The sequence below is a fragment of the Veronia nyctiphanis genome (assembly GCF_004116385.1).
Classification (GTDB): domain Bacteria; phylum Pseudomonadota; class Gammaproteobacteria; order Enterobacterales; family Vibrionaceae; genus Veronia; species Veronia nyctiphanis.
Genome location: NZ_PEIB01000005.1, coordinates 63839 through 81609, shown reverse-complemented (window position 1 = coordinate 81609; position 17771 = coordinate 63839). Strand labels below are relative to the sequence as shown.

Annotated in this window: 14 protein-coding genes, 1 tRNA gene, 1 other RNA gene and 4 pseudogenes; 7 read left to right on the top strand and 13 right to left on the bottom strand. The window is 47.3% G+C overall.

Annotated elements, in window-relative coordinates; all coding sequences use genetic code 11:
• Positions 1–218: 218 nt before the first annotated feature.
• A pseudogene (gene ptsG, locus CS022_RS06375) lies at positions 219–1684 on the top strand (glucose-specific PTS transporter subunit IIBC).
• A 792-nt stretch (positions 1685–2476) separates the two neighbouring features.
• On the opposite strand, the gene ffs reads toward ptsG, so the two are convergent.
• From ffs to CS022_RS26025, 3 genes are all read right to left on the bottom strand, one after another.
• Positions 2477–2573, bottom strand: an RNA gene (gene ffs / locus CS022_RS06370) — signal recognition particle sRNA small type.
• A 124-nt stretch (positions 2574–2697) separates the two neighbouring features.
• The gene (locus CS022_RS06365) at positions 2698–3222 is read right to left on the bottom strand and encodes a VP0952 family biofilm-associated protein (protein WP_235869297.1); all 525 of its coding nucleotides are present in this window, start codon (positions 3220–3222) and stop codon (positions 2698–2700) included.
• Complete coding sequence (locus tag CS022_RS26025) at positions 3219–3428, bottom strand: hypothetical protein (protein WP_235869296.1); 210 nt, start codon at positions 3426–3428, stop codon at positions 3219–3221. The genes CS022_RS06365 and CS022_RS26025 overlap by 4 nt, the downstream gene beginning before the upstream one ends.
• A gap of 124 nt (positions 3429–3552) precedes the next feature.
• On the opposite strand from CS022_RS26025, the gene CS022_RS06360 reads away from it, so the two are divergent.
• On the top strand, positions 3553–3867 hold the full coding sequence (locus CS022_RS06360) for an MGMT family protein (RefSeq protein ID WP_129121590.1): 315 nt from the start codon (positions 3553–3555) through the stop codon (positions 3865–3867).
• A gap of 6 nt (positions 3868–3873) precedes the next feature.
• On the opposite strand, the gene CS022_RS06355 is transcribed toward CS022_RS06360, so the two are convergent.
• On the bottom strand, positions 3874–4293 hold the full coding sequence (locus CS022_RS06355; protein WP_129121589.1) for a YbaY family lipoprotein: 420 nt from the start codon (positions 4291–4293) through the stop codon (positions 3874–3876).
• Positions 4294–4439: 146 nt separating this feature from the next.
• Here CS022_RS06355 and tesB point away from each other — a divergent pair.
• Positions 4440–5302 (top strand): annotated as a pseudogene (gene tesB / locus CS022_RS06350) (acyl-CoA thioesterase II).
• An 82-nt stretch (positions 5303–5384) separates the two neighbouring features.
• On the opposite strand, the gene CS022_RS06345 reads toward tesB, so the two are convergent.
• A complete protein-coding gene (locus CS022_RS06345) occupies positions 5385–7142 on the bottom strand; it encodes an ABC transporter transmembrane domain-containing protein (protein ID WP_129121588.1) in 1758 nt (585 codons plus the stop codon).
• A complete protein-coding gene (locus tag CS022_RS06340; RefSeq protein ID WP_129121587.1) occupies positions 7142–8881 on the bottom strand; it encodes an ABC transporter transmembrane domain-containing protein in 1740 nt (579 codons plus the stop codon). Before CS022_RS06340 ends, CS022_RS06345 begins: the two co-directional genes overlap by 1 nt.
• A gap of 879 nt (positions 8882–9760) precedes the next feature.
• Between CS022_RS06340 and CS022_RS06335 the strand changes: the two are divergent.
• Positions 9761–10830: pseudogene (locus CS022_RS06335) on the top strand (PLP-dependent cysteine synthase family protein).
• A 131-nt stretch (positions 10831–10961) separates the two neighbouring features.
• Here CS022_RS06335 and modC read toward each other — a convergent pair.
• The 4 genes and pseudogenes from modC to CS022_RS27640 all read right to left on the bottom strand — a co-directional run bounded on the left by modC (position 10962) and on the right by CS022_RS27640 (position 13463).
• Positions 10962–12077 (bottom strand): molybdenum ABC transporter ATP-binding protein ModC, encoded by a 1116-nt coding sequence (gene modC / locus CS022_RS06330; protein ID WP_129121586.1) that lies wholly within the window; start codon positions 12075–12077, stop codon positions 10962–10964.
• Positions 12071–12762: pseudogene (modB, locus tag CS022_RS06325) on the bottom strand (molybdate ABC transporter permease subunit). Before modB ends, modC begins: the two are co-directional and overlap by 7 nt.
• The gene (gene modA, locus CS022_RS06320; protein ID WP_328590318.1) at positions 12752–13291 is read right to left on the bottom strand and encodes a molybdate ABC transporter substrate-binding protein; all 540 of its coding nucleotides are present in this window, start codon (positions 13289–13291) and stop codon (positions 12752–12754) included. The pseudogene modB and the gene modA overlap by 11 nt, the downstream one beginning before the upstream one ends.
• Entirely contained in the window at positions 13254–13463 is a 210-nt protein-coding gene (locus tag CS022_RS27640) for a substrate-binding domain-containing protein (RefSeq protein WP_328590321.1), read from the bottom strand. The genes modA and CS022_RS27640 overlap by 38 nt, the downstream gene beginning before the upstream one ends.
• Before the next feature lie 365 nt (positions 13464–13828).
• Here CS022_RS27640 and CS022_RS06315 point away from each other — a divergent pair, with 365 nt between their 5' ends.
• Positions 13829–14656 (top strand): TOBE domain-containing protein, encoded by an 828-nt coding sequence (locus CS022_RS06315; RefSeq protein ID WP_161569582.1) that lies wholly within the window; start codon positions 13829–13831, stop codon positions 14654–14656.
• Between the two features lie 100 nt (positions 14657–14756).
• Positions 14757–15443: a 7-cyano-7-deazaguanine synthase QueC gene (gene queC, locus CS022_RS06310; protein ID WP_129121584.1), complete on the top strand. Its 687-nt coding sequence runs from the start codon at positions 14757–14759 to the stop codon at positions 15441–15443.
• 89 nt (positions 15444–15532) lie between these two features.
• Here queC and CS022_RS06305 read toward each other — a convergent pair whose 3' ends face one another.
• Positions 15533–15853, bottom strand: coding sequence for a DUF1244 domain-containing protein (locus CS022_RS06305; RefSeq protein WP_201746229.1), 321 nt, complete (start codon positions 15851–15853; stop codon positions 15533–15535).
• A gap of 252 nt (positions 15854–16105) precedes the next feature.
• The gene (locus CS022_RS06300) at positions 16106–16708 is read right to left on the bottom strand and encodes a thiol:disulfide interchange protein DsbA/DsbL (RefSeq protein ID WP_129121583.1); all 603 of its coding nucleotides are present in this window, start codon (positions 16706–16708) and stop codon (positions 16106–16108) included.
• Positions 16709–17067: 359 nt separating this feature from the next.
• On the opposite strand from CS022_RS06300, the gene CS022_RS06295 reads away from it, so the two are divergent.
• Positions 17068–17152, top strand: a tRNA-Tyr gene (locus CS022_RS06295).
• A 67-nt stretch (positions 17153–17219) separates the two neighbouring features.
• Here CS022_RS06295 and CS022_RS06290 read toward each other — a convergent pair.
• Positions 17220–17633, bottom strand: a complete 414-nt coding sequence (locus tag CS022_RS06290) for a hypothetical protein (protein ID WP_129121582.1) — start codon at positions 17631–17633, stop codon at positions 17220–17222.
• Between the last annotated feature and the right edge of the window lie 138 nt (positions 17634–17771).

Here is a 17771-nt window from a genome sequence, read left to right as displayed (position 1 = left end):
CCCATGCGCAATCATGGCATTGCGGTGAAGTTGAACGTGGGATTGTCAGTGATTATGCGAACAGTTTCACAGCTTTTTCCAAGGGGAAATTGACTATGTAACCGTGTTGATACAAACCGATTTCCAAATGATACCTACGGCGGATTTTCGCGAAATATGATGGAAGCATCCCGACACAGTGAGGCCGGGAAACACAATTCATTTAAAAGGGATCTGTTATGATCAGTTCATTCTTTGGACAAGCACAAAAAATCGGGCGCTCGTTAATGCTGCCTGTTGCAGTGTTACCAGCTGCGGGCTTGATGCTCGGTGTCGGAAACTTTGGTTTAACGCAACATCTGTTCCTACCAGATGCATTCTGGTCAATCATGATGCAATCGGCGGACATGATTTTCGGCAACATCACGCTGCTATTTGTAATTGGTGTCGCCATTGGTTTGGCGAAAAACAACGATGGTACTGCCGCGCTGGCTGCTGTGGCTGGCTGGATTGTGTTTAACGCTGCCATGGGGCAAACTGTCGTGCTGCGGGGCATAGATGAGCATCAGGGGTACTTGACCCAAATAATGGGTATAAACAGCCTGAATACTGGGATATTCGGTTCCCTCTTGATAGGTTTGTTTGCAGCTTACTTTTTTAATCGATTCCACACTATTAAGCTGCCTGACTATCTTGCGTTCTTCGCTGGTAAGCGCTTTGTACCCATCATTACTGCCTTTGTATCGCTGTTCCTTGGTATTGCTTGCGCCTTTGTTTGGCCGCTTGTTAGTGCGGGTATTTACGGTGGTATTGATGCTGTCAGTAGCCTTGGTCAACCTGCTGCATTCGGAATTTATGGCTTTGTTGAGCGCGCGCTGATCCCACTGGGCTTGCATCATGTTTGGAATGCGGTGTGGTTCTTTGAAGTCGGTAGTTTCGTTAACGAAAACGGCGACGTCGTGCGCGGTGAGCTGCAACGCTTTTTCGCAGGTGACGAAACTGCAACCGGCCTCGGTGGCGGCTTTATGTACACCATGTGGCTTTGCCAGCAGCTGCATTGGCGATGTATCACTGTGCTGCGCCAGAGAAAAAAGTCATGGTTGGGGGGTTGATGGCATCCGCTGCGTTCACCTCTTGGCTAACTGGTATTACTGAGCCTGTAGAATTCACCTTCCTGTTCGTCGCCCCTGTTCTGTACTTCGTACACTGTGTGCTGACAGGCATTGGTTTTGCCGTCACGAACTACTTCGAAATCCTTCACAGTACCGATTTTGCACACGGAGCGCTGCAATTCTTCCTCTACTGGGGGCTGTCAGAAAATGCGGTACTTTACGCCATCATTGGTCCTCTTTGGGCATTGCTTTACTACTTCCTGTTTCGTTTCGCAATTACCGCGTTCGATCTAAAAACACCAGGCCGTGGAGAGGAAACCGAAGCAGAGGTAGCGACGTCAAGTGTCGTTGGTGAAGAACTGGCTCACAACATCGTATTTGCTATGGGCGGAAAAGAGAACATCCAGAATGTGGATGCTTGCATCACCCGACTGCGTGTTAACCTGAAAGACATAAAGCAAGTCAATATAGATTCGATTAAGGCGTTGGGTGCAATAGATGTGGTAGTGGTTGGTGATAATCTACAGGCTATCTTTGGTACTCAATCTGACAACATAAAAACGAATATGACTGCGGTACTGGGTTCCTCCTAATCCCCCAGGAGGGCGTAGTGTCGCTCATACAGGGGCTGGCGAGCTCCAACTAACTATTGCGGTGCTTCGGTACCGCTTTTTTGTTGTCAGTCTTAAAACACCTCCTATGGAGGTGGTGATCGTTAATTCAGGCTAAGTCCGAAAAGTGCTCATGCTAGATACTGTCCTCGTTTGTTACCAGCAAATCGAAGGGGCGTTGTTGATCAAACAAGTTATCTAACGCACTGATATAAAGAGAATTATTCATGTCATTCAACTCTGTAACTGACAGGCATACCTAGTCTTATGGCTTTGTTCATCGGTTTTGAGTTACGCCAGACAAGCTGGCGCAGATTTGGACAAAAATGGTTTAGAGTTATTAGTAAAAAATGAATAACTTAAAGTATGGACAGCCGCTTAATTTCTAGTCCAGTCAGTGGCTATTCAGTATGCCTCTTTATAGATGTGTCCGTGAAATTGGGGTAGAACCCCTTTGCCATTGAAGTTGAATGTATGTGTGAAGGGTTGTGATTTGAAAAGAGTCACTTTGTTTGAGTGCTCTAGGTGAAAGCAAGTGTCGAATTCTAGACTGGATTCAAGAAGGATAGTTTTCCCACATTTCTGGCTGGAAACTTATAAATGTTCTTAACCTTTGAGCGACCAATATTCCTACCAAACATCGACAGCTCCTTTTGTAATAAAGAAACAGAATTAACGTAGTTTGATGATCAATTGGTGTCAAGAATGATTTTATGGTTGGAATTTAGTGAAGATATGGTAGAAACGACAACAGCTATCCACAAAGGGCGGAAACCTCCCCAGCTACATCCCGGCACACACGTCCCAAGCGGGGGCTGCTCCCTTCCAGGCCTGACCCATTACGCAAGATAGTGTTGCGGGAGAACCAAGGAGGTCTCCATAGATATGATTAAAGCTAAGTATTCCTTAGCTTTGCGCCGCATTATGTGGGATGGGGGGAGGCAATGCAAGGCTTTATCAGTGCTGCCGTGACTGTTTGATGAATAAATATCCGTTTATTCCTCTTCTTCCTCTTCCGGCGTCAGCAGGTAGTCACCCAGCCATGCAATGGTCAGCACCATTAGCCATGATACAAATACGGGGTTTGGGACGGAAAACTGCGGAAACACAACAATAGTGGCAAAAGCGATAGCAGGTAGAACGACAGAAAATTTGTCGCCGTTGGGCTCATGGTTCCCTACTTTCAGCCATTGAAGTGACTGAATCAGCAGCACACCACATACCACTAAAAATATGCCATGTAACTGTCCGCTAATGGCCAGCATGGGGAGCACAACCGCGGGCCACCAGCTGATGGTTTTGACCGGCTTCCAGAAGTACATCGACAGCCATACCAAGCTAACGCCCAGGATTTGGATTAATGTGTAGTGCATTTCACCCGCAAGCTTTTCTTCCCATTGTAGGGCAAGCAGGCCGCTCTGCATGGCGACAATCACAGCAAGGATAAGTACAGAGACTTGCGTATTTCTTCGTACACCCGTGATGAGAAAGAGTGCAGGCACAATCATCCAAAGGCTCATTGAGAGAGAAACGGCTGATAAGGAAAGGAGATGCCATAAAGCAGCAGCCCAAGCGCCAGTATCCAAACGGCAGCGCCCCCCCGAAGAAAAAACAGGGTGGGCGTAACAAAAGCCAATAGAGACAGGTCCCCTTCAGAGGCACCCATTGCGTATGCTGCGCCTACTACCATGACCACAGCAGTCATCATTAATGTCAGTGCTGACATGTATTTGCCTCTCCATTGCTCATTCCTGTCGACACCAAAATTACTTCGGTGGTAGGTTATTGCCCTAACGCAGGAATTTTCTTTTAATTTCAGTTTATAACCTTAACCGACTCTTACAAGTTCAATGTCTGACTTTGATTTACAGATCTATGCTGTGCTGGCAAACATTCCATCAGGGAAGGTAGTAACCTATGGTGATGTCGCAAAAATGGCTGGCTATCCGCGCCATGCGAGGCATGTTGGTAAGTTGCTGGGTAACCTGCCTACAGACTCTGCATTGCCGTGGTACCGGGTTATTAATGCTAAGGGCACGATTTCGCTTACAGGGGATAAGCTTGTTAGGCAGCGAGAAAAGCTGAGGGATGAAGGCGTGGGTGTGTCTGAAGGCGGCGTGGTGTCGCTACGCCGCTTCCGCTGGAATGGAGAACCGGATGGCTGATCTTATCTAGTGCTGGGTCATTACCAACATCATGTCGAGATTGACGGTGTTCTGTGCATCGGTTATCACGTTGTAAGCGGTGTCGTTCACAAACATCAATTTCCCATCGACTTCTATCGTCGCCTGAACTGCATACGTTCTCTTTGGGTCTATCTGTGATTTAGCATAGAAGAGACTGAAAGGTAGCGGTACTTGTTTTCCTTCCGTCATGTATGAGCTGCTGCTTATCACTTTCATTGGGGCGTCAGCCATTGACACATCGCCGAGCGTGATAGTAACTTTGGCGTTAGGTGGTAAGGCAATGCGCTGTAAGTAACTCACGGAGCCTTTTACTTCGGCCAAGTCCCTTTCGCTGGCAGTGCCGCTACACGCGGTAAAAATTAAAATGCACGCCGCCACAATAGAGCCAAAAAACAAATTCTTCATGGGAGATCCTTCTCTTTTCAATGCCCGATAAATGCACGTTAATCGTTGAAATGCTGAAAACGACATTTTGAACCATGATCTCGCTAATTAGTTCCCGTTATACTGGAAGAACTATCAATAAATGTAAGTTCACTGAAGGTACTGTGATGAGTGTACAACTTTCGCAACTTTTGCAACTGCTTAATCTTGAGAAACTTGAAGAAGGTCTATTCCGCGGGGAGAGTGAGGATTTGGGTTTTCCTCAGGTTTACGGTGGACAAGTTATTGGTCAGGCGCTTTGTGCATCAAAAAGAACAGTTGATGAAGATCGGTTTGTGCATTCCTTTCACAGCTATTTCTTGCTGCCCGGCGACCCAAACCGCACCATCATTTATGATGTCGAAAAGCTCAGAGATGGCGGTAGTTTCAGCACACGAAGAGTGAAAGCCTTTCAAAATGGTAAGCCTATTTTTTACCTTACCGCTTCTTATCAATCTGATGCGCCGGGGTTTGACCATCAAGTGCCTATGCCGAGTGATGTGCCGGAGCCGGATGATCTGAAATCTGAGCAACAACTGGTGTTGTCTATGGCAGACCAATTACCCAAAGGATTAGTTGAGCGCTACTCGGAAGCGCGCGCTATCGAAACTCGCCCTGCGGTGGTGAATAACCCGATGGCGCCAAAAGTACATGAGGGTAAACAATATTTATGGATACGCGCCAACGGTGAAATGTCTGATGATCTTAGGGTTCATCAGTACCTTTTGGGCTATGCCTCTGATTGGAGTTTCCTCTCGACTTCTTTGCAACCTCACGGTATTACCTCGATGTCTCCGGGCTTGAAAATCGCAACGATTGACCACTCGATGTGGTTTCACCGTGAATTCAGAATCGACGATTGGTTGTTATTCGCGATTGAGAGCCTTCCGCCTCCAATTCGCGTGGGTTCGTGACCGGTAAGATTTATAACCGTGAAGGTGTTCTTGTCGCGTCGGCCACGCAAGAAGGACTAATCAGGAAAGCTCAGTAGTCCTTTGGCCTCCCCGTTATAAAAAAACAGCCGCAAGAGCGGCTGTTTTTGATTTGGGTAGATACCGAAATGAAACCAGCGTTTACCCGGCAAGTTGCTCCAGCTCTTTAAGCTGTGCGCTGGCTTGTTGCAGTTCGTACATCTGCCAATAGCGCCCCTTCTGACCGAGTAGCGAGCTATGATTACCGCGCTCGACCACTTCGCCGCGATGCAACACCAGTATCTGATCAGCTTCTGCAATCGTCGAGAGACGGTGAGCTATCACCACCACTGTCATGTCTTGTCTGAGTGTTGCAAGCACGCGCTGTACTTTGTCTTCAGTCCCTGAGTCTATGTTCGCTGTCGCTTCATCAAGGATCAGGATCTTTGGCTTTTCTACCAACACACGAGCGAGTGCAAGAAGCTGCTTCTGCCCTGCTGACAGGCCAATTTCACCATCACCGAGTGGCGTATCCAAGCCTTTAGCAAGCTCGCGGGTAAAATCTCCCAGCTCCGCCTGCTCGAGCGCTTTAAGGATACTCGCATCAGACACCTCACGGCCAAGGGAGACATTCTCTCTCAGCGTGTCAGACATGACGTGCGGGTCCTGCTGAACCATAGCAATCCCCTGACGCAGTGAGGAATGGCTGAGGCTACCTATTGGGCGACCATCAAGCTCAATACTGCCTGCATTCACATCATAGAACCCCATCATCAGGCTTGCGAGTGTACTCTTACCGCTGCCAGTATGACCAACCAGAGCCAGAAAGCCGCCCTGCTTAACGTCAATATCAACACCTTTGATGACTTGTACTTTATCATCGTAGCTAAAGTTGACTTGGTTGAAGCGAATGGTGCCCGTTTGCATTGGCTGCTCATCGTCTCCGTATTGCTGCGATTTGATATCCATCAGCTCGAAAAGACGCTCACCAGCAATAATGGCTTGTTGCAATAACGCAAGGCGCATCATCAGCTCAACCAAAGGTTCCGTTACACGGCCCAGATAGTTAATGAATGCATACAAAAGACCGACACCAATCACTTCGGTTCCGTTGAGGCCGAACAGTGCAACCAGTGCCATCAACACCACACCAGACATCAAATCAATCAGCGGACGAAGGAAAAAGCCGTTCATGCGCTGAATTCGCATTTCCGCTTTAAGGCGCTTAGCCGTCATCGCTTCAAAACGACGGCAGAAGTTTTCTTCCTGTGCCATCAGTTGGATGAGGCTCATACCCTGTATTGACTCTGACATCACCGCATTGATATCTGACAGTAAATCGCGTGACTCACGGTATACCGGTGACGAGCGTTTTTGGTAGGCATACATCACACCAATCACCACAGGCACCAGCAAAAATACCACCGCTGTCAGCATTGGGCTTAGCATCAGCATTACTCCGAGCATCACCGTCAACAGAGTAATGGTCTTCAAGAATGTCGCGAACACTGTCACGTACATGTCTTTCAGCGACTCAGTATCATTGGTTATTCGCGATACCAGCTTACCAATCGGCACAAAGTCAAAAGCCGACAACGGCTGTTTCAGTACGCTGCTATAAACCCGTTTCCGGATAGTCTGCACGATGCCCACAGCCATTCGGCTAAAGCGAATACCATAACCATAATGCAGAAGACCTGATGCAACCGTGACACCGATATAACCTGCCGCCAACCCCCACAGAGCCTGAGGTGGAAACAGGTCGTTCGCGAGGTAGTCATCAAGGAATATCCGAATTAACCAAGGGCCACTCACGTCAGCCAGTGATGCCAGCAGTAAGAGGCTACAAGACACAGCCAGTGTCCGTTTATCCGCCAGCATATATTTCAGCAATCGGATAAGAATCTCTTTCTTATTCATTATTTGCCTTCCAGAACTTGTTCCATCTTCTGGTAGCGATGCATCTGCGCATACCAGCTTTTTTGTTCAACCAGTGCGTTATGACTGCCCTTTTCATCGATATGCCCTTTTTGCAACACGATGATCTGATCAGCTGACTCCAACGCAGACAGGCGGTGAGCTACAACGATCATTGCCTGATGTGCCTGACGCTTACGCAGGTTTTCAAGGATCGTATGCTCAGTGCGGCCATCTACCGCTGACAAAGAGTCATCCAGAATCAGGATTTCAGCATCCAACAACAGGGCGCGGGCAATCGCAATACGCTGCTTCTGACCACCAGAAAGGGTGATCCCTTTCTCGCCGACTTCAGTTTTGTAGCCGTCTGGCAATTGGAGAATATCTTCATCGATACACGCTTGTTTTGCCGCATGACGAATCTCTTCGAATGACGCATCAGGCCGACCAAGCGCGATGTTCTCTTCAATCGTGCGAGAGAAAAGAAACGGTGCCTGTGTGACGACAGCAAACTTGCCGCGCCAACTACCCAATGTGAATTCACGAATGTCCACCCCGCCATAGCTGACGCCGCCCTTCTCTGCATCTTCAAGACGCAACAGAAGATTGAGCAGCGTTGACTTACCGCTGCCGACAGGGCCTGCAATGCCGAGCATTTTTCCGGGTGCCAATTGCAGTGAGATATTTTTCAACGTCGGTTCGCTATGACCACGCCAGGTAAACTCGGGCAGTTCAATATTGATCACCTGATGATTACCCGGTGTTTTGTCACCGCCTTTTATCTCGGGCTCTTCATCAAACACTTCTTTTAGCCGGGCCCACGCCGCTGAACCGCGTTCAATGATGTTGAACAGCCATGCCAATGCCAGCATCGGCCAAATCATTAATCCCTGATAAAGGGTAAATGCAGTCAGCTCGCCAATGGTCATTTGATCGGTCGCAACCAGATAACCACCGCCGCTGACAGACAGGAAGAAAGACAAGCCAATGGTTATCTGAATAACCGGGTCAAACAGACTGTCGACTTTCTCTACTTCCATGTTCTTGCGACGGGTAATATCAGCTGCTTCGTTGAAGCCGTTTATCTGACGATTCTCTAAGCCAAATGCCCGAGTCATTCTCACGCCATTTAGTGATGACTGGGTATAGTCTGATAAGTCAGAAAAGGCACTCTGTGACTGACGAAACGCAGTATGTAGGCGCTTACCCAAACGGTTGGTCAAGAAACCCATTATCGGCATCGGTAACAACGCCAACAGCGTCAAACGCCAGTCCAGCGCGGCAGTCATTACAATCAACACTAAAATGCCGTTGATCAATGAATCTGCGCCAGTCAGTACGCCTTCACCTGCTGTCATCTCTACTGCACGTACATCGTTGGTACCACGCGCCATCAGGTCGCCCGTTTTGTAACGTTCAAAAAAGCGTGGTGAGTGCGAGGAGAAGCAACGATATAGTCTGTCTCTCAGTACCTTGCCAAGCTGTGCCGCCGCGCCAAACAGCCAGATACGCCAGCGGATCCGCAGGAAGTACACCATGGTCCATAAACCGATAGACCCGAGCACAATCATTGCCAAAGTTTTTGTCTCTATGCCGCCATCAACAACACCATCGACGGTATATCCAATTAAATACGGGGGCATAAGCTCAAAAAGCGAAACCAGCAAAAGAACAAGGATAGAGCCTATATACCTTTTCCACTGCTGACGGAAATACCATGCCAAATCAATAAAAACGCGCATTCTTCCTCCGTGCGCTGTCCCTCTTCGGGGCGTTATTCTCAAAGCGGCAATGCCGCCATTCTTCCGTTATTCATCGCTTTGTTGGTTGTTACATCGTCTTACTCTCTTTTTGTATGCTTTTGGCGTTGTCTATCCCATACGCCTGTTCTGTTGAAGATTGTTCAACAGGGTCTGAAATCGCTCTGCTCATGGCACAAGCTTTTGTGTTTACCACCTGAGTGTTTTTTGCTCACAACCTGCAAGCAATCGCGTTGGGATGTGTTATTAAGCTGATTCTCAGCGGACATCCGCTAACAGCCAATTTCATCAATCAAACATCTCGAAACACACTCTCCGGCGAAAAGCACCCTTGCTAACAGTGGAGAATGAATGCCCCAGAAAGAAACCACGAATCCATTTAAATCCCCCAAAAATCACATATAGGAAAAATAATTTTCACAAAATTAAATTTTAGAAAAATAATTTTCTACATATTGCTTAAATTGAGTAATTTAAAGCAAGGTTTTTTCCAGCTTATCTTGCTACATTTATATCATTCGATTGAGGCTAGAAAATCAGCCTAGTCAGTGGCTTACATCGCTTACTGACTAAAAAGCGACAGCTCCAAATAGCTTTACAAAAAGGAGAGTCTGAGATGTATGGAATGAAGTTTGTTTCACTTGATGACCTCCTGAAATGATGTTGGATATGAACATGGTCAGTGACATCACCTTATACGCTGACCAAGGACAAGAAAGTTTGTATTCGTCACGACGTCCCGTTAATGACTGCATTCTCTGTAAATAAGTCAGTTTTCACTGAACTTATGATAATTAACAGAAGCATATTCGGGATTAGATAAAAACAAATGAATTTCTTGCTGTAAGGGCAGCGCCAATGATGACAAATTATCCAAATTCGACCAGAAATAATCAGTGGGTTTGCGAAGCAATTCGTAAAATTGAAGCCGACTTTCAGCGCTCAGCAGATACTCATTTAATTAAGCTTGAGCTTAATTATTTCAAAGACATTGATATCTACCTGAAAGACGAAAGTACTCATCCAACGGGTAGCCTCAAGCACCGCCTTGCACGCTCTCTGTTTCTTTATGGGTTGTGTAATGGTTGGATCAATGAAGAGACCACTATCATTGAATCGTCATCAGGCAGCACGGCGATTTCAGAAGCTATTTCGCTCGTTTGCTGGGTCTGCGTTTTATTGCCGTTGTCCCTAAAAGCACGGCATCAAAGAAAATTGATCAGATTCGCTTTTATGGCGGCGAAGCGCACTTTGTTGAGCGTTCCGATCAGATTTATGCAGAGTCACGTCGACTCGCCAATGAGTTGAATGGTCACTATATGGACCAATTCACTTACGCAGAGCGCGCAACCGACTGGCGCAGTAACAACAACATCGCCAACAGTATTTTCGAGCAGATGAAGTTTGAGCGCTTCCCTGAACCTAGCTGGATTGTGATGAGCCCAGGTACTGGCGGCAATCTAGCAACCATTGGCCGCTTTATCCGCTACCGCTGCCACCAGACTCAGTTGATGGCGGTTGATCCGGAAAACTCTGTTTTCCACGAATTCTATCGCACAGGCGATATCAAGCTTACCCGCGATAGAGGCAGTAAAATCGAAGGTATCGGACGCCCTCGCGTGGAGCCGAGTTTTCTTCCCGGCGTTATCGATCGCATGACAACCATTGCCGATACCGACAGTGTCGCGACCATCCACTGGTTGGAATCATTAATCGGCAGAAAAGCTGGTGCCTCAACAGGAACAAACCTTTTCGGCGTACTGAAACTGGCCGAGGAAATGCAGTCACGTGGCGAGAAAGGCTCAATTGTGACGCTGCTCTGTGATGGTGGCGACCGTTACCTCGACACTTACTATAACGCTGAATGGGTGAGAGAACACATTGGCGATATTTCCCCTGCTTTGCAGGAACTTCAGCGATATAACCGCTGAACACGGACTTGCCCCAAAGGGTGACTTTTTCTTCTCGTTGATTTAACCACAAGTGATCACTTGATCACCGGCAGTCTTGCTTTGAAGTGACATAAAAGCGGCTGCCGATTTTTTCTTTCAGCCAAATCAGGCTAATGAGATTGCGCGAGATCAGCCTGAGTCATCGAGACACCTTTGATTTGGGCATACACTTCAACACCAACAGCTAACTCAAGTTCATCAAATGCCCATGGGGTAATATTTGCCCAAAGCTCGTCTTGTCCGGCAGAGATTTTGACTTGTACCTGATTTCCCTCCTCACTGATGTGAAACTCTTTTATACATCCCTGTAACTGGTTACGAATACTCGAACGCAGAGGTTTCTCTCGTGACAGTGAGACATGGCTGGCGTTAATCCTCACCCTTACTTGATGCAGTTGAATCTGGTTTTGCGAACTGTCGGCATCTTGCTCGAGCAACGTGCCGCTAACCCAAAGCACACTGCCATTCGAAAGCTTGAGGCGGGTCATCGGGTAGTCTGGGTGAGTCCCATCAACGGTGGCAATCATCACAGTGCTCAAGTCTTTCGTGGGTAACCATGGGCGCATTTCTTCACTGTTCCAGACATCAGTCAATGCGCCCTGCGCGATAACTTTCCCTTGCTCCAACACCAACATATGGTCTGCAAGCTGTAAAATCTCATCCAAACTGTGACTGACATAAATGATGGGGATTGCCAATGTCTGAGCCAGAGACTGTAAGTAAGGCAGGAGTTCTCTTTTACGGGGCGTATCGAGAGAGGCCAGTGGCTCATCCATCAACAGGATATCTGGTGATGTTAATAGCGCCCGCCCAATTGCGACACGCTGCTTCTCGCCACCAGAAAGAGTCGCTGGATAACGGCTAAGCAAGGACGTGATCCCAAGTAGCTCGACAATCTGTTCAAAATGTTGAGGTTTGCTGCCTCGCGTGCCATAACGCAGATTGCCAGAGACACTGTAATGCGGAAACAACCGCGCTTCCTGAAACACGTAACCGATCCGGCGTTTTTCAATCGGAAGGTCTTTCTCACCAAGTTTGAAAAGGCATCGGCCGTTGAGAAAAATCTGCCCAGCGTCTGGTGAACTGAGCCCACCCAACATATTTACCAGCGATGTTTTCCCCGCGCCTGAACGACCAAAAACAGCAATCACTCCCTTTTCAGGTAAGGCGGCGTTTACTTCAAGACGAATGTCACCAAGCTGTTTGGCAATGTCGATGTTCAGCATGTGCCCACTGCCCTCGCTCTGGCTTTGCGGGTCAGATATTCAGACGCCGCTAATGACATGAGTGCAATAAAGACAGCGATAACACAGAGCCTAAACGCTTCGTACTCCGCGCCGGGGGTTTCAATAAACGAATACATGGCAAGGGGAATGGTCCGCGTTTCTCCGGGAATATTTGATACAAAGGTGATAGTGGCACCAAACTCGCCAAGGTGCGGGCAAAGGCGATGATCATCCCCGAAACAATGCCGGGAAAGCTTAACGGTAGCGTGATAGTCAAGAACACCCGGAGCCTGTTACTGCCCAAGGTACGGGCTGCCTGTTCAAGGCGAAGATCAACCCCCTCAAACGCCTGTCGTATCGCTCTGACCATGAGCGGAAATGACACCACTGCCGAGGCCAACGCCGCGCCGCGCCAACTGAATGAAAAGCTGAGCCCAAACCAGTCATAAAGAAATTGGCCAATTGCGCCCTGTCGACCCATACCAACCAGCAAGAGATAACCAATCACGACAGGCGGTAATACAAGCGGCAAGTGAATAAACGCATCAAACACCGACTTGCCATAAAACTCGGTTCTGGCCAGTAACCACGCACATAAAATGCCAAGCGGCAGACTGAACATAACGGCGACGACTGACACTTTAAGGCTCAACAGCAGGGCTGCCGTTTCGTAGTCACTGAGCATCCAATACTCCAAAACCGTACTTGATAAAAATAGCTTTCGCTTTGTCACTTTGTAGGTACTGGAAAAACGCTCTGACTGTGTCGCTCGATTTTTCTCTCACTAACACGGCTGGGTATTCAATGGGCTGATGTGTATTTTGAGGTATGCGGGCAATGACTTTTACCTTCTTTGGAGCATTGGCGTCTTCGGTATACGTGTCCGTGAGGTAGACAATGCCCATTGATGCCTCGCCTCTTTCCACCAGCGCAAGGGCTGCACGCACGTTACTGGCACGAGCTAAAAGAGGCGCGGCCTGCTGCCATAGGTCAAAGAACTTCAATGACTGCATGGCATATCGGCCCGCAGGCACATGGTCTGGGTCGGCAACAGCAAGTCGGCCATCACCAAGGGCTTTCTTGATATCCCAAGAACCGTTGAGGGTAATAGGGGCAACTGCACTTGCAGAGGGCACAACAAGCACCAGCTGATTAGTTAGCAATGTCTTGCGAGTGTCAGTGGAGACAGCTTTCTGATCGACGAGGTAATCCATCCATGTCTGATTTGCACTGATATAAATGTCGGCAGGGCCCATAGGCAACTTGCCGCGCGAGCGCAGAAGACGAGGCGAAAGAGAAACGTGTTTCAGTCCCGTTTTCAGCATCATACTGTTCTCCAACCTCCGTCAATGGGTTGGTCAATGACGAGGCAGCAAAAACGGTCATTGTCTCTTTCGCTGAGCAGCGAGAAGCCACAAAGAACGAAACCAATAAGCACAGTATTGCCCGGCAAAGAAATCGCCCTATTGCTGAGGCCGTTGAATGAAACGTCGCTCTGCTAAACGCAGGAAATAAAGTGACTGCAAACATTATGTCGATTCCATACCTCGCACTTCCACAACTCAACTTCACTCATTGATCTATCTACCCACTCGTTATATACCTTAGTAAATAACGCTTCGACAAGCGAAAAACTGAGATTTACCGACGGACATTGACTGCGATCATTGGCAACACAGCTCTTTCAATCAATGGTCGCTTTGAATCAATCACACTGTGAAACCTCAAACAACTTGGAGATTGCCAGAAAAATGAACCTTGATGCGGAACTGGTGTTGTCTCATAGCGGCAAGCTTTTTGCCAACCCAAAGCGCATGGTCTTGCTCAATCAAATCAGACAAACAGGATCACTCAATCAAGCCGCAAAAGCGGCGGGTATCAGTTACAAAGCAGCTTGGGATGCGATCAATGGCATGAACCATGCGTTTGATAAACCGATCGTTATAAGCGCAAAAGGAGGAAAAGGTGGTGGCGGCGCGACATTAACCACGTTTGGACTTCGCCTGCTCAAGGTTTACCACCTCACTCAACAGGTACAAGGTCTGGCGATGAATGCGCTTCAGGATGAAAACTTGTCAATGGATAACCTTCTGGATCTTTTGGCACATTTCTCTCTCCAAACCAGTGCCAGAAACCAATTCTCAGCCGAGATAAAATCACTGCTCTCTGAGGGGCTCCGCGATACGGTGAACTGTAAACTTACCAATGGTCAGGAAATTGCGGTCTCCATAACGCATGCGAGCCGCCTGCGTCTCGGACTTTCCGAAAGAAAAAGTGTTCTCCTTATGCTCAAAGCCCCGGCCGTGACGTTAAAGTCGCAATCAGACATTTCTGGTTCAAAAGTATCAGATGCTCTTGTTTCACATGTAAACACCATCACGGGAGAGCTTGTTAATAAGGTAGTGCAGGAAGACAACATTGAGTGCACCTTGAATATCGGACATGGCGAATATTTGTATTCTCTGATGAATAACACGCCATCAAATGATGCGATGCTTTTATGTGGTCGGCATTATGACGCAACTTTTCATGTCGATCAGACCATTATCGCCAGTATCAACGATTACTTAGAAGAATAAGTCGGCCGCTAACTCGACTATCAAGCAGCAAGACGGATAGAGGCGTCATAATTTTTCAGGTACTATGCCGCCATAAATCGATTCACCACAAGGTATTGCTATGAACAAAGCCGTTGTCGTTTTTAGTGGCGGACAGGACTCCACCACTTGTCTGATTCAGGCATTGGCCGAGTTTGATGAAGTGCATTGCATCACATTTGACTACAATCAACGCCATCAGGAAGAAATTGACGTCGCAAAAAAACTTGCGGCATCGCTGGGTGCGACCTCCCATAAGATCATGGACGTTGGCTTGCTCAATGAACTGGCTGCCAGCTCATTGACCCGCGACAACATTGAAGTGTCTCATGAGCTTCAGGAAAACGGCCTACCTAATACCTTTGTACCGGGAAGAAATATTCTGTTTTTGACGCTTGCGGGTATCTTCGCCTATCAGCTTGGTGCCAATACCGTCATCACTGGCGTGTGCGAAACAGACTTTTCTGGTTACCCTGATTGCCGTGATGATTTCGTCAAGGCCATGAACAGCGCTTTAGTTCAGGGAATGGATAAGCCGTTAGATATTAAAACGCCGCTGATGTGGCTGAACAAAGCAGAGACATGGGCGCTGGCTGACAAATACAGTAAATTGGATGTCGTCAGAGAAGAAACCTTGACCTGTTATAACGGCGTTATCGGTTCTGGTTGTGGAGATTGCCCTGCTTGCACCCTTCGTCAACGCGGTCTTGACGACTACCTTGCAGAAAAAAAGGCAGTCATGGCGTCTCTGGACAGCAAAACAGCTTGAACATCTCTGTTTGAGCTTTGGGAAAATAAAAAAGCGGCAATGCCGCTTTTTTATCCTTTACTCATCGTACTGAAACCAATCCACACGAATTATTTCGATTCTGACTTCTGTTTCTGACGTGCTTCGAACGCCGCCATTTGTTCTGGCGTCGCTTTAGACTGGTACTTGTCTTTCCAATCGTTGTAAGGGATGCCGTATACATGCTCCCGAGCCTGATCATAATCGACTTCCACGCCTTCTTTACCTGCTTCAGCCATATACCATTTTGCTAAACAGTTTCTGCAGAAATCAGCGAGGATCATCAGGTCAATGTTCTGCACGTCCTTGTTATCGTCAAGATGCTTCAAAAGACGACGAAATGTCGCGGCTTCAATTTTATCCTGCTGTTGTTCGTTCATTGCGTCAGACATGTGTCGTTCCTTTAAGTGTGTTTTTCATTCGTCCAGCCGACGACTTATTTTTCATTATTGGCTGGAAAGCATTTATCCGCATGCACCAAGGCATAGAAAAATACTAATGAACACAGAGATGGAGTCAACTTATTGCTGTTCTAGGTGATAGGAGGATGGGCATGAGCGGTAGCATTGGTAATGATAATAAAAGAAAGGCTGCCATCGTCGTAGGGTGATACTCGAGGACGGCCTTTCTTTCACGATGACTTTTTACTTCACGAGGAGATAATCGACCAAGCTATAAAGGTCATCCATAGTGCGCAGACCTTGCATCTGAACAACGTACTTGTTGTTCACCACCAGTGCTGGTACACCTGTCAGTCCGGTTTTTTTGAACGATGCCATGTAGCGATTCGCCATCGCATTGACAGGAAAAGAGTTGAACGTCTTATCAAACTTCTCAGCTGATACACCTTCATCAATGAAAATCTGACGAAGCTCTTCAACACTCTTTGGTGCTTGGCGTAATTTGTGAATACGGTGGAAGAGTACAGGCACAATCTTGTCTTCGACTTTCAAAAGTTCTGCGGTCGCATAAGCCTTCGAAACTTCAACACCCATTTTTCCACCCATGAATGACACATGGTTTTTCAGCATCTTCGCATTTTCAGGAAGCTGCTTTTTCAATGCCTCAACAGTGGGTTCGAGTCGTTCACAGTGTGGGCAGTAGAAAGAGAAGAATTCAGTCACATTTGGCGTTTCAGACTTGGGTAAGTCCAATACCCGATAGTGTGTCCCCTCATCAAACTTGGCCGCATTAGCAGCAAATGCGGTAAACACGATAAGCGTGGCCCCAATCAACTTTTTAAACATGGTGATCATTCTCCCTGCTCTTGGCCTGAATATGTGTGTTATTAATTGATTCAAATACCAATAACACAGAAATTTTAATTAGCGGCATCTTAGTGAACTGCCGTGTCAGCGCATAGTGCGAAAACAGAAAAAAGTAATCAATTTCACATTTACCTGCCTTTGCCAGCGTCAACAACAAGACCGAACACTGCACCAATCACTTTCTTTTTTGACTCCAAGATCGGTTAAATAATTCCATCCATGTTCACAATATCGAATGACATCACATCACCACGCCGAAAAAACCAGCAAACGCACGGCTTTTGTGAGAAAAGACTTTACAGCTTTAGCCTGTTTGATAATATGCGCCCCGCACTTGTGGTGGGGTTCCCGAGTGGCCAAAGGGATCAGACTGTAAATCTGACGGCACTGCCTTCGAAGGTTCGAATCCTTCCCCCACCACCAACATTGAAAAAGCCAGCTCATTGAGCTGGCTTTTTTACTTTTAAATCAGCACTATTATTGGCCGATGCTACATCAATTGGCTGATGTTATACCTGACCTTTCTAGATTCAGTGCCATCAGGGTACTTTTCTGTAATTTCGATAAAATCGTCATCAATATCGAACTTCACTGTTGGATCCTGCCCTTTATCACGCCAGCGTCCTTTACCCTGAGACCAAACAACACGTGATCTGTCCACTTTGCAACGGTATTTCCACAACTTACCGTCGTCAGCCCTTTTGTAAGACACGTGATAAATTTTATATTTCTTCTCTTCATCAATCTTGTCGACATTGACCACCGCGGGGCTTTTCTTCTTGATAGCAGCAATTCCGGCCCGACAGATTTGTGACTCATCAAATGGGCCGTATTTTGAACACCCCGTTACCGATATCGCCAGCAAAGCCAGAAGCGCAAACTTGCATGTTTGGAATAGTTTCATTTCGGCGCTCCAAAAAAATAACTTAAATATCAATAAAAAGCATAGTCACAAAAATGAGACTCACAAGTCATCGAATGTTAAGTCTGTGGATGAGCGAGATGAAAAAAAACTCATTTGAGGGCTTTGGGTATTGAAATG

Coding starts and splice junctions, on each gene's coding strand:
- CS022_RS06290 (WP_129121582.1), bottom strand. CDS start 17,633: ATGAAACTATTCCAAACATGCAAGTTTGCGCTTCTGGCTTTGCTGGCG.
- modC (WP_129121586.1), bottom strand. CDS start 12,077: ATGCTGAACATCGACATTGCCAAACAGCTTGGTGACATTCGTCTTGAA.
- CS022_RS06360 (WP_129121590.1), top strand. CDS start 3,553: ATGTCTGACTTTGATTTACAGATCTATGCTGTGCTGGCAAACATTCCA.
- CS022_RS27640 (WP_328590321.1), bottom strand. CDS start 13,463: ATGACCGTTTTTGCTGCCTCGTCATTGACCAACCCATTGACGGAGGTT.
- queC (WP_129121584.1), top strand. CDS start 14,757: ATGAACAAAGCCGTTGTCGTTTTTAGTGGCGGACAGGACTCCACCACT.
- CS022_RS06340 (WP_129121587.1), bottom strand. CDS start 8,881: ATGCGCGTTTTTATTGATTTGGCATGGTATTTCCGTCAGCAGTGGAAA.
- CS022_RS06355 (WP_129121589.1), bottom strand. CDS start 4,293: ATGAAGAATTTGTTTTTTGGCTCTATTGTGGCGGCGTGCATTTTAATT.
- CS022_RS26025 (WP_235869296.1), bottom strand. CDS start 3,428: ATGTCAGCACTGACATTAATGATGACTGCTGTGGTCATGGTAGTAGGC.
- modA (WP_328590318.1), bottom strand. CDS start 13,291: ATGGATTACCTCGTCGATCAGAAAGCTGTCTCCACTGACACTCGCAAG.
- CS022_RS06345 (WP_129121588.1), bottom strand. CDS start 7,142: ATGAATAAGAAAGAGATTCTTATCCGATTGCTGAAATATATGCTGGCG.
- CS022_RS06305 (WP_201746229.1), bottom strand. CDS start 15,853: ATGTCTGACGCAATGAACGAACAACAGCAGGATAAAATTGAAGCCGCG.
- CS022_RS06365 (WP_235869297.1), bottom strand. CDS start 3,222: ATGAGCCTTTGGATGATTGTGCCTGCACTCTTTCTCATCACGGGTGTA.
- CS022_RS06300 (WP_129121583.1), bottom strand. CDS start 16,708: ATGTTTAAAAAGTTGATTGGGGCCACGCTTATCGTGTTTACCGCATTT.
- CS022_RS06315 (WP_161569582.1), top strand. CDS start 13,829: ATGAACCTTGATGCGGAACTGGTGTTGTCTCATAGCGGCAAGCTTTTT.